Origin of the sequence: Microcoleus sp. Pol7_B2 (genome assembly GCF_036701035.1) — a bacterium.
In the GTDB taxonomy this organism is placed as follows: Bacteria; Cyanobacteriota; Cyanobacteriia; order Cyanobacteriales; family Microcoleaceae; genus Microcoleus.
In genome coordinates this window covers 83,614-98,600 of sequence record NZ_JAUBQB010000010.1, presented here as the reverse complement: position 1 = coordinate 98,600, position 14,987 = coordinate 83,614, and the positions used below count along the sequence as shown (strand labels likewise).

Here is a 14,987-nt window from a genome sequence, read left to right as displayed (position 1 = left end):
TAACTGCGATTATGGCTAACAAAACAGCAAGCATTTGTGGTAATGTAATATTATGTCCGGTCGATTAACCATGATTAAACTTTTGCCTCCGGCCACCAATAGAAATGAGTCAAACCACTGATTAACTGTTTGAGATTTAACAGTTTTTGACATCGCTCCAATAACACTGCTTCTAATTCATCTAAGTTTTTAAAACAGCGATTGGCTATCGGTTCATTTGTCAGGGGCCATAACCTTTCTGCTGGTTGGAGTTGGGGTGAGTGTGAAGGTAGACAATACAAATGTATGCCGTCGGGGATTTTCACGTTTTCACTTAAGTGCCATCCGGCTCCATCTACAACTAAAACGACTCTTTTTTTCGGTCCTACTTTCCAATGTTTGACAAAATCTTCTAAAACTCGCTCGAAAAGCTGGCTGTTGACAAATGGCAGTATCCACCAATATGTTTCTCCCGTACTCGGATGTACGAAACCATATAACCACAACCATTGAAACCGCCAGTTAACAACAGCCGTAGCATTACTAAACTCATCCACCCATTCCCGCCTCAAAACTGGTTTCAATCCGAGCCGATGTTCGTCCATTGACCAGACTTCTACGTCGCTTTCTAGGTTCTCCTTCTTGATTTTTTTGACGAACTGACCCAGATTTTTTTTTCCATTCCTCTTGTTCGAGAAGATCTGATTCCTGATGTTCCGGGCGAGGAACTCTCAATCGAAACTTCATGGACTTGAGATATTCCCACCCTCTTTGACGACAGACTTTTTCACCCTTGAGTTCACTCATCCAGTCGGCCACTTTACGACCATTCCACAGCCCGCCATCCGGAGGTGGCTGCTGTAAGACTTGCCACAATTGAGCTTGTTCCACATCATTCAGCAGAGGGTCACGATCTGTATTTTGGCAACGCTGATCTCCGAGGGACTCAGGGCCTAAATGATTGTATCCCCAGACTAATTCATAAATCCAACCACGACTATAACCTGTCACTGCCATCACTTCGGCGGTGGTTTTTCCGCTCGCTAACAGCCAAATAATCTGGTAATGATGAGCCTGGGTGGTTGTTTTAGCTTGACGGAAACGAGCTTGTAGCTCTTCTGGACTCAGATGAGGTGCGATCGTAATTCGTTTTGGCATTCTTTATTTGATGGGGGTGGTGTTCCTCCCGATCATATCATGGTTAATCGACCGGACATAATATAATAGCCTCTTTCAAGAATAAAGACGATAATAATATAGTAATCAGCGGGTAGATAGAAGTAACACTCACTACATTGGCAACTTCACCTTTACCAAGGGCTATAAAAAATACTAATGATGCCACAGTGCCACAAACGCCCACTAACATGGCAAATAAAATCCCCCTAACATCTCCCTCAAAACTAAAATTATTAGTGTGGAAAATAATAAATAAAGTAGTTAAAATAGCGCCAATTGCTTCATAAACAAAAGCAGTTTTGTAGTCAATATATTTAGTCGCTAAATTGCCAAAAAATCCCCACAAACCATATAATAGCGAGCAGATTAATGCGTAAATTAACCAATCTGGTACTTTAGCCATCTTTGTTAGAGTTTATTGAGAGCATTCTAAAATCCTATGGCTAATGACATTCGACGCTTGATTCCCTTTTTTGACCCCAGCGCGTCTCAATGGGCCGCTGAGGCTCGGTGGCTGAGGTGGCTGACTTTTCTGTGGCTGTTTGTCGGGCTGACCGCATTGTTTTCGGCTTCCTATCCCATTGCAAATTATGAATTTGGAGACGGGCTTTATTATTTTAAACGACAGCTAGTCGCAGTGGCGATCGGGCTGGCCGGCTTTAACTTGATGGTGTACTCCCCACTGCGCTACATCATGAAAACATCTCAGTTAGGCGTTTTGTTGCTGCTGGGATTACTGTGGCTGACCTTGGTTCCGGGGGTGGGAACCACAATCAACGGGGCGACTCGCTGGATATCTCTGGGTCCGGTTCCGATTATTCAACCTTCTGAGTTGATCAAGCCGTTTTTTGTTCTCCAAAGCGCCCGCATTTTCGGCAACTGGTATCGGTTGACGAATAAAGTTCGCTTAACTTGGCTGGTAATTTTCGGTGCAATGCTGTTGGGAATTTTGTTGCAGCCGAATTTAAGTACCACGGCTTTGTGCGGGATGACTTTGTGGTTGGTGGCTTTGGCTGCGGGCTTGCCTTACTTGCAGTTGGGCGCAACGGCTATGGGAGGAATGCTTTTAGCGGTTTTAAGTATTAGTTTTAGGGAATACCAGCGCCGCCGGATTATGTCTTTTCTCAATCCTTGGGCTGACCCGATGCAAGACGGCTATCAGTTGATTCAAAGTCTCCTGGCTGTGGGTTCTGGGGGCGTTTGGGGTGTGGGTTTGGGGATGTCCCAGCAAAAGTTATTTTATTTGCCTATTCAGTACAGCGATTTTATTTTTGCTGTGTTTGCTGAGGAGTTTGGTTTGGTGGGAGGTTTCTCACTGTTGCTGATGTTGGCGGCTTACTCTACTGTGGCGTTGAGGGTAGCGATGAAGGCTCGAAATAGTGAGAGTCAGTTGGTGGCGATTGGGGTGATGGTGGTGATGGTGGGACAGTCGCTGCTGAATATTGGGGTGGCGACGGGGGTTTTGCCGACTACGGGTTTGCCACTGCCGTTTTTTAGTTACGGGGGTTCTTCGATGTTGGCAAGTTTGTTGTTGTCGGGGTTGCTGATTCGGGTGGCAAGGGAGAGTTCTGAGGCTGATGTGGTTTCTTTAAACGGCCTCCGTGGAAAGCCGGGAAAGCCGAACTTGCGATCGAACAACCCAACTACACAAACCGAATAATTTGTCAAGTTATTTCTTTGACGCGCGGGTAGCTAGAAACCGGGTTGTTTAACCAAAATATTTGGTGAAAACCTTCAATAATAGTCAAAAAACCCGGTTTCTTTAGCTTCTGCTGCGGTATCATTCTGGGCGATCGACTATTTCCGCCCGTCACCCTTATTTGGCGGTTCTTCTTGTTGTTCTTGAGGTTTAGCTGTGATGTCAGCTAATTCTTTTTTGTCTGGTTGTGGTGTTTCTGGAGTTGAGTTAGGCATTGAGTTTAGTCCTAAATAGATGCACCGCTTAATGATATCTTTTCCGGCTGCAAATGTATTGCTGTAGATAGGGGAAGGAAAATCAAGACAGACAATTCTGATGCAATTCGATTAGAGCTTTAACATTAGACAGCATTATGTAGATGCAAATGGCTGTCGCTTGCTATACTGCTGGAGGGTTGCAGCCAAACAAATCGGAGGCGGACACAAAAACACCTTTGTTAAGAATTAAATGCCGAGATGGCCATCTCGAACGATTAACCCTTGCTGCTGCAATTTTCCCATCATTCGGGTTACTGTTACCAGAAAGAATTGGTTTAAAGCCTCTCCCCGATCGGGAGAAATTAAAAAAAGACTATTGATTACTCCAATCCTCTTCCTTCCAGTTAGAGGTCGCTATCAAGCTATCAACCTGTCAACAGTCAACAGTCAACAGAACCGCGTCGTGCAAATCGCATTAGCAATATCTTGATGTGTCAAGCGGATATTCAAACCAGAGGCCTGTCAAAAGTTATGAAACTGCAAAAAATTGGATTGTCGGGACTGATCTCAATCTTAGCGACGCTGACTGTAGGTGAGTTTCGGTTTATCCCTAACTCTCAATTTAAAATCATCAATTCTCCGGCCTTGGCTCAAACTCAAGCTCAGCGGAAAGCCGAAGCAGACCGACTGTTAGACCAAGGGCGTCAGCAGTATCAGATTAGTCAATTTCAAGCTGCATTGCAGTCTTGGCAACAGGCACTAATAATTTATCGAGAAATAAAAGACCGCCAAAGCGAGGGGAAAGCTCTGGGAAACCTGGGAGTTGCTTACGATTCCCTCGACGACTACGCCAAAGCCATCGAGTACGCTCAGCATTCGTTGGCGATCTCCAGAGAAATTAAAGACCGCCAAAGCGAGGGGAGGGCTCTGGGAAATCTGGGAGCTGCTTACCTTTCCCTCGGCGACTACGCCAAAGCCATCGAGTACGCTCAGCAGGTGTTGGCGATCGCGCGAGAAATAAAAGACCGCCAAAGCGAGGGGAAAGCTCTGGGAAATCTGGGACTTGCTTACCTTACCCTCGGCGACTACGCCAAAGCCATCGAATACCAACAGCAAAAGTTGGCGATCGCGCGAGAAATAAAAGACCGCCAAGGTGAAGGGAAAGCTCTGGGACATCTGGGAACTGCTTACTTTTACCTGGGCGACTACGCCAAAGCCATCGAGTACCAACAGCAAAAGTTGGCGATCGCGCGAGAAATTAAAGACCGCCAAGGTGAAGGAGTGGCTCTGGGACATCTGGGAACTGCTTACCTTTACCTGGGCGACTACGCCAAAGCCATCGAGTACCAACAGCAAAAGTTGGCGATCGCGCGAGAAATTAAAAACCGCCAAGGTGAAGGAGGGGCTCTGGGAAATCTGGGAATGGCTTACCTTTACCTGGGCGATTACGCCAAAGCCATCGAGTACGCTCAGCAGTCGTTGGTCATCGCGCGAGAAATTAAAAACCGCGAAAGCGAGGGGACGCATCTCAACAATCTAGGAGTGGCTCTCTCCAACTCTGGCAATCTCCCCGCAGCAGAGAAAACCCTACTTGATAGTATTAAAGTTTTGGAATCTCTCCGTGCTGGATTAGACGATGCCAATAAAGTGTCAATATTTGAAACCCAAACTGACCCCTACGTCAATTTACAACAAGTCTTCATTGCTCAGAAAAAAACTAACGACGCTTTAGAAATTGCCGAACGGGGTAGAGCCAGAGCTTTTGTGGAGTTATTGGCAGCTCGCCTTGCCGCATCTGCCTCTGCCACAACTACTATCAACCCCCCCAATATCCAGCAAATTCAACAAATCGCTAAAGAGCAAAACGCTACCCTCGTCGAGTATTCAATTATTAAGAATCAAGCCCTTTATATTTGGGTAATTAAGCCAACTGGTGAAATTACCTTTCGCTCCCTTGACCTCAAATCTCTGAACATCAATCTACCCGAAGCCACCGAAGGGACAAGAGTATCTGCTGCTACCGGGAGGAGAGGATTAAACGAGCAAGATACAGCCTTAGCTGAGATGATTCGCGGCACTCGCGAGGCTCTGGGTGTATCGGGGGACACTGCCAATCGACAAGCGGCTAATCGCCCTGCTTCTACCCCTGCTAATTCTCGCACAATCTACCCCAAATTACAGCAAAGTTATCAACTACTGATTCAACCCATTGCCGATCTTTTACCTACTGACCCGAATGCTCCTATCATCTTCATTCCCCACAAATCCCTGTTTTTAGTTCCCTTTGTCGCCTTACAAGATCCGACAGGTCAATATTTGATTGAAAAACATACCATCCTAACTGCTCCCGCCATTCAAATTTTGCAGTTCACCCGCCAATCACGGCAAAAAGTCCGACAACTTTCTTTCCAAAATAACCTCGTCGTCGGCAATCCAACAATGCCCAAAATAGGCACCCCGCCGCAGCAATTACCTGCCTTACCGGGCAGCGAACGGGAAGCAATTACAATTGCCCAACTTCTTAATACTAAACCGATTACAGGCTCTCAAGCGACTAAAGCATCGATTGTTCAACAGATGCTAAAAGCCCGGATTATTCATCTGGCAACTCACGGATTACTCAATGAAGTGAAGAGGCGAGATTTACCGGGAGCGATCGCCCTGGGTCCATCAGGAAATGATGACGGATTGCTGACTTCTAGTGAAATTTTGGATTTAAAATTAAATGCTGAATTAGTGGTATTAAGTGCTTGCAATACTGGCCGAGGAAAACTCACAGGTGATGGTGTGCTTGGATTATCTCGTGCTTTAATTAGTGCTGGTGTTTCCAGTATTATCGTTTCTCTGTGGTTAGTGCCCGATGCTGCGACAGCGGAATTAATGGCAGAATTCTATCGCCAATTACAGAAAAACCCGAATAAAGCTCAAGCTTTGCGGCAAGCGATGCTGATGACAATGAAGATGCACCCAAATCCGCAAGATTGGGCGGCGTTTACGCTGATTGGCGAAGCAGAATAAGATTTTTCTATGCGCTTGCTACACTGCTTGAGGGTTGCAGCCAAACAAATCTGATGTGGACGCAAAAACATCTTTGTTAAGAATTAAATGCCGATCGCCATCTCGACTGATTAACCCTTGCTGCTGCAATTTTCCCAGCATTCGAGTTACTGTTACCCGCGTCGTGCAAATAGCATTAGCAATATCTTGATGTGTCAAGCGGATATTCAAACGAGTTCCCTCAACCACAGGCTGACCGAATTCCTGTTGCAATAATAGCAGTAGCTGATACAAACGGTCATCTACTCGCCGCTGTCCGGCGATCGCTAAAATTGCTTCCATTTGCCGCAGTCGCCGTACCATTTGAGGCAACAACTCGTGAGCCAATTGAGGAGAAGCTTCGATTTCCACCATAGAATACCACATCAAATAAATATCTGATGTCGCCGTAGCTCGGTAAGTCTGCAAGCTTGTCAACCACAAACCGAAGCACATCGAAGGCCCCACCCAACCCAAAAGTCCTTCTTCTCCGGTTGGATAAAGTGTACTCAGTTGTGCTAGACCTTGACAGACTCGCCAAAGACCGTGCGACATCATAGGAATGGTTTCGCCCTTGGCATAAAAATGCAAGTTTCGGCTCGCTCCTGTGTTATGCTGGATTTCCGCTAAAAGTGCTTTGGATGTTGGTGGCATATCCCTTATTTCCAGCTAAAAAACATTTGTCTGAGACCTACGCCTCTGACTCTAACCGGCAAAGGTAAAGGTTTGGTAATCGTCTGGTTAGCGCCAAGATAAGCTTTAGTTGTTAGTCAGTATTTCTTAGTCATTAGTCATGAGTTGTTAGTTGTTATAAAAGGACTGAGAACCGGGTAGATGATGGAAAATAAATTCAGTCGTTATTGCGGGCATATTAAATAAATATTTAAGTGGAAGAATCAATCAGAGTATTGGTTAATAAATAGTTGGTCGATCGAGGTTTTATAAAAAACAGAGGCGAGTTCTGAAGTTCGATCGCACTCCCAGGCCCGCCGAGTCAACTGCTGCTATCTGCTGCCACAACCTTCAAGAACTTCTAAAATAGTTCAAGAAGGTATCAAAAGACAAAGTAAGGTTTTTCATGGCCGATCAATTAATTCGCGCTACAGCCGCAGAGGGCGGAATTCGCGCTGTAGGCGTCATTTCCACCCGCCTCACCGAAGAAGCAAGACAGCGGCACAAGCTCTCCTACGTGGCTACAGCCGCCCTCGGGCGCACAATGTCGGCAGGGCTGTTACTCGCCTCCAGCATGAAACGGCCCGAATCGAGAGTCAACATTCGCATCAAAGGAGATGGGCCGCTGGGCGGGCTTCTAGTGGATGCGGGACTTGATGGAACGGTTCGAGGTTATGTGGACAATCCCGAAGTGGAACTGCCGCCCAATGCTAAAGGCAAACTCGATGTGGGCGGGGCAATAGGTGACGGGTATTTGTACGTGGTGCGGGACGTTGGATATGGCTTCCCTTATTCAAGTACGGTGGAATTGGTTTCCGGCGAAATTGGCGACGATCTGAGTCATTATTTGGCAACCTCGGAGCAAACGCCTTCGGCTCTAGTTTTGGGGGTGTTTGTAGGGGCGGGCGGGGTAGAAGCGTCTGGGGGTGTGCTGTTGCAGGTTCTGCCGAAGGCGGCAACGGACGAAAAATTGGTGCAAACTTTAGAATCTAGAGTTGCTGAATTGTCCGGCTTTACGCCGCTGCTGCGATCGGGCAAAACGCTGCACCAGATTCTCGAAGAATTACTGGGAGATATGGGCCTGGAAATTTTCCCGGAAACTCAGATGGTGCGCTTTGACTGTGGCTGTTCGTTCGATCGAGTTTTGGGAGCTTTGAAAATGTTGGGCGAAGCCGAACTCCAAGACATGATTGAAAAAGATGGGGGGGCTGAGGCTACGTGCCATTTCTGCAACGAGGTTTACAAAGCTAATAGCGACCAACTTGCCGAACTGATCGGCGATTTGCGCTCAAACTCCGGTTCTTGAGACGATAATGTGTAATTGGCTCTATTGAGTGCGAGTTAGGGATGACGGCCTTGACCAATTGCCAATTACGCATTATCAATTACCTAATCACAAAATTTTGATTTTGGCGGTTTGGCGATCGGCCCTTGCAGTCTAGGGCCGACGGGAGTATGTAAAAGTGATGAATACATTTTATAGAGCAGTTGATAGCAGCGCTCGCAGTTTTTAAATAACTAACGCTGGCTGGTTGCTGTTTGTGGTGAGGATATGAGTCAAGATCGCAAAATACCAGGCCGTTGGTCTGCATCAGAATCCTTGGAGTCAACAAAGGATACTTCGTCGCTGGTGCGCTTACCAGCAAGGAAAAACCGGGCTGAACGACTTAAAGAGCTCCGAGAGTTGGTTACTTCGGGAAAACTGCCGGGAGGGCATCTGGAACTACCGCCGAATTTGTCTGGGGAAAACTCGCAGCCGCCGGGGGCACATAATCCGTTTTGGCGGAACTGGTCGAATAAGTGGCAGTTTTGGCTGGCGCTGAGTTTGATGCTATCGGTGGGCATGGGGTTTGTGGCAATTGCATCTTTACTCAACCTGACCTCGCAGTCCAATTGCTCAAAGATTTTTTGGCCGACAGCTTCTGCTAACGATCGCTTTTTTTGTGCTCAAGAAGCAGCAAGCAGGCGGACGGCGGATGATTTGCTCAGGGCGATCGAATTAGTGAATGCTTTGCCACAAAACCATCCGCTGCGGCCGAGAATTAACACTCAAATCGATCGGTGGTCGGAGGATATTCTTAGGCTGGGAAATGCTAGTTTCCAAGAAGGAAAGCTGGATGAGGCGATTGCGCTCGCTCGCAAGGTTCCTAAAAACGTTCCCGCTTACCCGAAGATGGAAAAGCAGATTGAAAAGTGGCAGTCGATATGGAGCGATGCAGAGAAAATTTACCGCACGGCTGAAGACCACTTGCGTCAGGAAGAGTGGACGCTGGCTTTCAGCCAAGCTACTCTGCTTTTGGATTTGGGAAATACTTTCTGGGAATCGGCTAAGTACGAGGAATTGACTAAGCTAATTCAGACGACTCGGGCTGAGGGCAATAAGTTGCTAAAAGCCCGGAATACAGCCTCCGAGGGAGGTCTCGACAATCTGGTGACGGGGATTAAGCTGGCTCAGGGAATTGGTCAAAACAGTTATTTGTATCAAGCTGCCAATAAGGCAATCGCGGAATTTAGCAAGAAAATTCTAGAGATCGCCCAAAAACGATTGCAGGCAGGGGATTGGCAGGAGGCGATGGCGATCGCTAACAAGATTCCAGAGTCTGCAAATTTAAGGGAACAAGTACAAGATTTTAATGAGTTGGCGAATGCTACTTCTCAGGCTTTGACTGGCTCTGTTGAGGGTTTCTCGAAGGCGATCGAGATTGCTCAAAAGTTGAAGTCCGGCCGCCCTTTATACAAACAAGCTCAAGATTTAGTCGGCCGCTGGCAACAAGAAATGGCTGATGTGAAAGTTTTGGATTTGGCAAGCAGGCTGGCAGCGCCTGGTGGGGTAAATGATTTGAGGGCTGCGATCGCGCAATTGCAAACAGTCCCGGAATCAAATCCCCGCGCTTCGGAAGCTCGCAGTCAAATTAGCACCTTGAGCCGTCAAATCGAGCTGCTGGAAGACAGTCCGTATTTGCAAAGAGCCAACGATTTGGCGAGTATGGGCGATCCGAATGCTCTGGAAGCGGCCGTTGCTCAAGCTTCTCGGATCGCTAGAGGTAGGGCGCTTTACGTCGAAGCTCAAACCAAAATTCAAGCTTGGATCGAGAGGAGACAGCGGCTTGTTGACCAGCCGTTTTTGGATAGAGCTCAGCAGCTAGCGGCGAGCGGCAATTTGGCGGGGGCAATTGAGATGGCCCGCCGGATTCGATCGGGACGGGTGCTTTATGAGGAAGCTCGATCAAACATTCGGACTTGGGAGGCTCAATTTCAGGGCGAGCAAGGTTTGGAGAACGCCCGTCAGGCTGCCCGAGCGGGGACTGCGGAGGCTCTGCAAACGGCTATTGCGCTGGCCCTTCAGGTGCCGGAGTCGAGTTCGCTCCGGTGGCAGGCGAGTGAGGCGATTGATGAGTGGAGCCAGCGGATTTTGGCGCTTGGTGTGGAACAGTCGTCGTCGGATCTGGCTGGGGCGATCGCGACTTTGAAGAAAATTCCCTCGGGTACTCGGGCTTTTGAGCAAGCTCGATCGCAAATCAAAGTTTGGGAGGAGTCGCTGAACCCTCCCGATGCTGAATCTCCCCCTCCCGAACCGCCGGAAACTGAGCCTCCGAGCAGATCTCTAAGTCAGTAAATTTGAGGGTGAGAAGGTGCTAATTAATATCTTTAGTTATCTGTATTAGGGAACTAAAAATGAAAACGCCCAAGCAAGTCCTCCAAGACTGGGTTTCTGCTTATAACGCTCGTGACCCTCACGCCCTGATCGAGCTTTATCACGACGATGCACAGAACCATCAAGTTGCCTTTGGCGATCCTCTAAATGGGCGTGAGGCATTGCTTGAGAGTTTTGTTAGCTTCTTCCAAGCCTTTCCAGACAATTACACGCACGCTGAGAATCTGTTTGAGGATGGCGAGTGGGCGATCGTCGAGTGGACTGGTGGTGGCACCTTTCTAGGTGAGTTTGGTGGCAACCTACCAACTGGCAAAAGTTTTACGCTAAAAGGCTGTGGCTTCTTTCATATTGTTGATGGCAAAATCCATTTTCAACGCGGTTACATAGACAAGCACACTTGGTTCATGCAGCTTGGGTTACCGATATCATAAGCTTCCAGTTGTGCAACTGTACAATTATTCCGCATCAAGTCTTTGCTCACTAAAACCTGCGTTGCAGGTAGATACTACCTAAAAAAGGTGCTTTTTCCCGATGCTTGTCATCCCATTAAAAAGACTAATTCCAGATCCTAAACATCCGCCGGATTGAGGTGCATCATTGCCCAAGTGGTGTAAGTGCCGATCGGACTCCAAAGTATGTAAGGCAGCAATAACAGGGCGGCCGGCTCCGAAACTGGCAACACCGTTAAAGCGAGGATAACGCTTAAAATAGCGCCCGTTCCGCCGATTATGGTGCCGACTTTTAGGCTCCTAACTTTGCACATAACCGAGGTGTAAGATATAGTTACTATTTCTAAAAGCAGGTACAAACCCATTCTCAGCCAAGTCTCCTGAGTTCCTGGTTCTTTTTCCCACACAATCACTGCTGACCAAGCTGCACAAATAAAAATTACTGTCCAAATTATGGGAATTGCTTTTTCAAATACTAGCCATCTCGGACGCTGCAACCGGTTGAACCATTGGATGTCCCTGGGCGCGATTATGTTAGCAGCTAAAGCTACTACAAAGGCGACGCCTCCAATTACCATCCAGGATTTAATCATTTTTTTACCTTGGGCGAGGTTGACAGGTTCAATTCAGCAGATATTATCTCTAATTTTGGCGATCGCGCAATCTGTCTCTAGTTATATTAGGTTTGGTTCCGTCGCGAAACCCAATATCAGTTGAAAAGTAATTTAGACTTCTGGGAAATCTCAATTTATTTTCTTCTATTCCGTTTCATAATATAAAAAATGTGACTCTTGCTGCCTCCCCTTGAAAAGGGGAGGGTTCGGGTCTGCTTTTCAGTAAAATTGACCAGTAAATTGAACAAAAAGTCTCTTAGTTTTTCAAAAAAATCGGCGATTAGCCGAGCCGATGATGCTGTTCTAATTCTAAACTAGAGTCATTCTCTTTTTTGGGAACCAGAAGCGTATTTTCACTGCTCGGTTGCAACACGGCTTTAATCACTTGGAGAAAACGGTTAGGCTTTTTGGTTTGACCGTTGAGAGTGCGCCGGTCTTGCACTTTTTTAGAAAGGTGCCTCATCACAGATAAATCGAGTTCATCTATGAAATGGTCTGCTATACGTTCTCCCATTAAATCAATAGCTTCAGCATACTGCTCGGTTAGCGTTTCTATGGCATCGTATGCTTCGTCAGCAACTTGACTTGCTACTGTTTTATTTTGGTCGCCTGATGTCTGGGAATGGCTGCGGCGTCGGTCTAAAAGACTTTGGTAGTCAGCAATGCTCATTCCCAAATTGTAAAGATGGTGGTGAGCGTGATCCATCAAATCTACTTCACTCGGATAGAAGAAACCGCGAGTGCTGTTGATGCCGTGCAGTTTTGCCCAACGCCGCAGATTTGTCTCATCTTGCAGTTCGTATCGCTCTAACATTTGAGCTGTGTTCAGCTCTACTTCTGGCGTAACTTTGAAATCGCTCATCGGTAAATCCTCGCTGGTGAGTAAATAAATAAAATTGAAACTTAGAATCTGTGATTTGCGTACAGTCTGAAAATGATGATCAATCCTTTGACGGCATCCACGGAAGTCTTGCGGGCATTTGCTAGGCGTCGATCGTGCGATCGTTGGATCGAGTCAGAGGATTTCAGGGTACTTTTGAGCTTTGTCTCGATCGCATCCGGGAGCAAGCACACAGGGTTAATAATATAGCTGATTTAAGGTTTCAACAACCGTTAAAAATAGTAAAGTTTGATTTTTAGGGTTGAATTATTAGTAATGTTGAGCTATAATATTCTCAATAACCGTGCAATTAGTAATTTTAGTAGTTGCCAACGAGATTCTTAGTATGCCTGTATACGATTATTTGTGTCCCGAAAACAACCAGCAGTTAGAAGTTTGGCACAGCATGAACCTGGAAGTTTCCACTTGGGGTCAACTGTGCGAGTTGGCTAAGTGCGAACCAGGGGAGACTCCCGCAGATGCTCCGGTACGCCGGCTGCTGAGCGCTCCGAGGTTGATGAAGCCGACATCCGACACCGATTATAAAAATTCGGGTTTCAGCAAGTACGTGAAGCGGGATGAAGGGGTTTATGAAAATGTCACGGCTAAGGATGGTGAAAGCCGTATTGTCAATCGAGATGGTAAGCCGATTAAAGACTGAGAATCCACAATAATCAAGTTTTCAGTTGAGTGAATTACAGATATTGGGTAGGGACACGGCAGTGTCGTGTCCTGTCTTTTATCCGATTGACAACTCCTATATTATTCCGATTATATTATGCGGATGCCGACGGAAACAAAACGCTCCACCGGACATAATATTATTAGCCAAACCAATCTTTCATTTTTTGTTTGGCTTGTTCTTTAGTATCAGCATTAATGTATACTGACACAGTAGCTATTGCCGCCAGCAATACTCCCAAATCGTCGGTAAATCCGATGCCGACTAATATATCGGGAATGGCATCAACAGGAGATATAAAATAGGTCAAAGCTCCAAGTACAACTCCTTTTGCCCAAGCAGGCACATTTGGGTTCTGAGCCGTATAGTAGAGAATCAAAGCTTTTTCAACTACTTCTCTTCCTGCGGTTAAAGCAAAGTTTTTAAGTTTAATCCAAAAACTTTCATCTGAATAGTTGATTTTGGGGTTGCTGAGGTTTGTTGTGGTTCCTTTCCGGTCGATCAAATCGAGAGGAATGCCCTTAGTTTTAAGCTGGGAAACAGCAGAATTGAAGGAGGCTGATGTCTGATTTTTATTAGGGGCGGCATCCCGTAGTTGTTTCATATCTGCGAGGAATTCCTGCATGGCTTGGATTTGCAAGTCGGAAACCGCGAGCAGTTTTTTTGCTGATTGGATCGCCTCGCTTTCTCCGGGATGCAGCGTCTTATTGGCTCCAGCAATGTTTATTAAAAAATACATGACTCCCAAACGCAGCGGTTCTTCTGACTGGCTGAGTGTTTGCAAACAGTCGCTGAGTGATGGGGGACTGGCTGTGTAGGATTGGATTTGAGTCTTTGCAGAGTCAGAAAATTTGTCTAAATTTATGGTTTTAAACAACAAATCTAGTTCGTCAATATCAAAGGAACCATCGGCGGCTGCGATCGCAAACAAAGAACCATAAAAAGCTAAAAGTTCGCTTTCTGAGGATGTGGCAAAAATATCTCTCTCGGACACGATGCTACTCCGATTGATAACGATGCTTTGCATTTTACCACAAAACTCAGCGCGCCATGATTTCAGAAACCGGCAATAATTTTAGAGAGTATGAAACAAAGGAGAATTTTTTATGAAAGTTGCGATCGTCGGCTGCGGCTATGTGGGTACTGCGACAGCCAAACATTTACGCGGCAAATCAGATTGTATCGTGACGGCGACAACTACCACGGCGACGCGAGTCGTTGAGTTGGAGGGTGTCGCCCAGCGGGTAGCCGTGCTCAAGGGAAATGACAAAGATGCAATGACGGCTGTATTGCAAGAACAAGATGCTGTTATGCTGTGCGTAGGTGCTCCAAATTCTGATACTTATCAGGAGAGTTATTTAGATACAGCGACTACTTTGGTATCGGTTTTACAGCAGATACCGACAGTAAAGCAGGTTATTTATACGGGTACTTATTCTGTGTATGGCGATCGCAAAGGTGAAGTGGTAAATGAAGAGTCACCAGTCGCACCTACCAACCCAAACGGTGAAATTATGGCAGAAACAGAACGGGTTTTATTAGCAGCATCTAATGCCAATCTTCACGTTTGCATTCTCCGTTTGGGAGGAATTTATGGGCCTGGACGAGAATTAGTTAAAATCTTTGGGCGCTGGGCTGGGAACACTCGCCCCGGTGCGGGGGAAGATGCTACTAATTGGGTGCATCGGGATGATGTTGTTGGGGGGTTAACCTTTGCTTTGGAAAATCGATTGCAGGGCATTTACAATTTAGTCGGGGATGTGTCGCTATCCAGTCGCGAATTGCTCGATCGCATTTTTGAAACTCACAATTTGCCGCCAGCTTCTTGGGATAAATCTGTTACCAGCGTGCGGCCTTATAATGCGAGGGTGTCGAATCAAAAAATTAAGGCGGCTGGTTATCAATTTATACATCCTGAAATTAGGGAGTATTAATGGAGGAGTGA

General features: G+C 46.6%; 13 protein-coding genes and 1 pseudogene. 7 read left to right on the top strand and 7 right to left on the bottom strand.

Translation table 11 applies throughout. The features are described 5' to 3' along the window. Positions 1–74 precede the first annotated feature (74 nt). Together QUA57_RS06420 and QUA57_RS06415 are read right to left on the bottom strand one after the other, a co-directional pair. A pseudogene (locus QUA57_RS06420) lies at positions 75–1,137 on the bottom strand (IS630 family transposase). 43 nt (positions 1,138–1,180) lie between these two features. Then, the gene (locus tag QUA57_RS06415) at positions 1,181–1,561 is read right to left on the bottom strand and encodes an EamA family transporter (protein WP_333060428.1); all 381 of its coding nucleotides are present in this window, start codon (positions 1,559–1,561) and stop codon (positions 1,181–1,183) included. A gap of 36 nt (positions 1,562–1,597) precedes the next feature. Between QUA57_RS06415 and QUA57_RS06410 the strand changes: the two genes are divergently transcribed. Then, positions 1,598–2,818: an FtsW/RodA/SpoVE family cell cycle protein gene (locus QUA57_RS06410; protein ID WP_333060429.1), complete on the top strand. Its 1,221-nt coding sequence runs from the start codon at positions 1,598–1,600 to the stop codon at positions 2,816–2,818. A gap of 482 nt (positions 2,819–3,300) precedes the next feature. Here the strand turns inward: QUA57_RS06410 and QUA57_RS06405 are convergent, their stop codons facing one another. Next, entirely contained in the window at positions 3,301–3,357 is a 57-nt protein-coding gene (locus QUA57_RS06405) for a hypothetical protein (protein ID WP_333251001.1), read from the bottom strand. Between the two features lie 228 nt (positions 3,358–3,585). On the opposite strand from QUA57_RS06405, the gene QUA57_RS06400 reads away from it, so the two are divergent. Further along, the gene (locus QUA57_RS06400) at positions 3,586–6,072 is read left to right on the top strand and encodes a CHAT domain-containing tetratricopeptide repeat protein (RefSeq protein ID WP_333060430.1); all 2,487 of its coding nucleotides are present in this window, start codon (positions 3,586–3,588) and stop codon (positions 6,070–6,072) included. 18 nt (positions 6,073–6,090) lie between these two features. On the opposite strand, the gene QUA57_RS06395 is transcribed toward QUA57_RS06400, so the two are convergent. Beyond that, on the bottom strand, positions 6,091–6,744 hold the full coding sequence (locus tag QUA57_RS06395) for a Crp/Fnr family transcriptional regulator (RefSeq protein ID WP_333060431.1): 654 nt from the start codon (positions 6,742–6,744) through the stop codon (positions 6,091–6,093). A 424-nt stretch (positions 6,745–7,168) separates the two neighbouring features. Here QUA57_RS06395 and hslO point away from each other — a divergent pair, with 424 nt between their 5' ends. The 3 genes from hslO to QUA57_RS06380 all read left to right on the top strand — a co-directional run bounded on the left by hslO (position 7,169) and on the right by QUA57_RS06380 (position 10,848). Further along, positions 7,169–8,068 (top strand): Hsp33 family molecular chaperone HslO, encoded by a 900-nt coding sequence (hslO, locus tag QUA57_RS06390; protein WP_333060432.1) that lies wholly within the window; start codon positions 7,169–7,171, stop codon positions 8,066–8,068. A gap of 246 nt (positions 8,069–8,314) precedes the next feature. Beyond that, positions 8,315–10,378: a hypothetical protein gene (locus tag QUA57_RS06385; protein ID WP_333060433.1), complete on the top strand. Its 2,064-nt coding sequence runs from the start codon at positions 8,315–8,317 to the stop codon at positions 10,376–10,378. Between the two features lie 59 nt (positions 10,379–10,437). Further along, complete coding sequence (locus QUA57_RS06380) at positions 10,438–10,848, top strand: ester cyclase (RefSeq protein ID WP_333060434.1); 411 nt, start codon at positions 10,438–10,440, stop codon at positions 10,846–10,848. 137 nt (positions 10,849–10,985) lie between these two features. On the opposite strand, the gene QUA57_RS06375 is transcribed toward QUA57_RS06380, so the two are convergent. Next, positions 10,986–11,459 carry a TspO/MBR family protein gene (locus QUA57_RS06375; RefSeq protein ID WP_333060435.1) on the bottom strand — a complete coding sequence of 158 codons (474 nt, stop codon included), beginning with the start codon at positions 11,457–11,459 and terminating at the stop codon, positions 10,986–10,988. Between the two features lie 301 nt (positions 11,460–11,760). Continuing rightward, positions 11,761–12,342, bottom strand: coding sequence for a hypothetical protein (locus QUA57_RS06370; RefSeq protein ID WP_333060436.1), 582 nt, complete (start codon positions 12,340–12,342; stop codon positions 11,761–11,763). A 322-nt stretch (positions 12,343–12,664) separates the two neighbouring features. On the opposite strand from QUA57_RS06370, the gene QUA57_RS06365 reads away from it, so the two are divergent. Continuing rightward, complete coding sequence (locus QUA57_RS06365; protein ID WP_333060437.1) at positions 12,665–13,021, top strand: zinc ribbon domain-containing protein; 357 nt, start codon at positions 12,665–12,667, stop codon at positions 13,019–13,021. Between the two features lie 163 nt (positions 13,022–13,184). Here QUA57_RS06365 and QUA57_RS06360 read toward each other — a convergent pair whose 3' ends face one another. Next, a complete protein-coding gene (locus QUA57_RS06360; protein ID WP_333060438.1) occupies positions 13,185–14,036 on the bottom strand; it encodes a YkvA family protein in 852 nt (283 codons plus the stop codon). Positions 14,037–14,148: 112 nt separating this feature from the next. Here QUA57_RS06360 and QUA57_RS06355 point away from each other — a divergent pair, with 112 nt between their 5' ends. Further along, the gene (locus QUA57_RS06355) at positions 14,149–14,976 is read left to right on the top strand and encodes an NAD-dependent epimerase/dehydratase family protein (protein ID WP_333060439.1); all 828 of its coding nucleotides are present in this window, start codon (positions 14,149–14,151) and stop codon (positions 14,974–14,976) included. Positions 14,977–14,987 lie beyond the last annotated feature (11 nt).

What these genes read in the sequence shown, in the direction of transcription:
- QUA57_RS06355 (WP_333060439.1), top strand. Translation starts at nt 14,149, where the DNA reads ATGAAAGTTGCGATCGTCGGCTGCGGCTATGTGGGTACTGCGACAGCC.
- QUA57_RS06400 (WP_333060430.1), top strand. Translation starts at nt 3,586, where the DNA reads ATGAAACTGCAAAAAATTGGATTGTCGGGACTGATCTCAATCTTAGCG.
- QUA57_RS06410 (WP_333060429.1), top strand. Translation starts at nt 1,598, where the DNA reads ATGGCTAATGACATTCGACGCTTGATTCCCTTTTTTGACCCCAGCGCG.
- QUA57_RS06380 (WP_333060434.1), top strand. Translation starts at nt 10,438, where the DNA reads ATGAAAACGCCCAAGCAAGTCCTCCAAGACTGGGTTTCTGCTTATAAC.
- hslO (WP_333060432.1), top strand. Translation starts at nt 7,169, where the DNA reads ATGGCCGATCAATTAATTCGCGCTACAGCCGCAGAGGGCGGAATTCGC.
- QUA57_RS06395 (WP_333060431.1), bottom strand. Translation starts at nt 6,744, where the DNA reads ATGCCACCAACATCCAAAGCACTTTTAGCGGAAATCCAGCATAACACA.
- QUA57_RS06370 (WP_333060436.1), bottom strand. Translation starts at nt 12,342, where the DNA reads ATGAGCGATTTCAAAGTTACGCCAGAAGTAGAGCTGAACACAGCTCAA.
- QUA57_RS06375 (WP_333060435.1), bottom strand. Translation starts at nt 11,459, where the DNA reads ATGATTAAATCCTGGATGGTAATTGGAGGCGTCGCCTTTGTAGTAGCT.
- QUA57_RS06385 (WP_333060433.1), top strand. Translation starts at nt 8,315, where the DNA reads ATGAGTCAAGATCGCAAAATACCAGGCCGTTGGTCTGCATCAGAATCC.
- QUA57_RS06415 (WP_333060428.1), bottom strand. Translation starts at nt 1,561, where the DNA reads ATGGCTAAAGTACCAGATTGGTTAATTTACGCATTAATCTGCTCGCTA.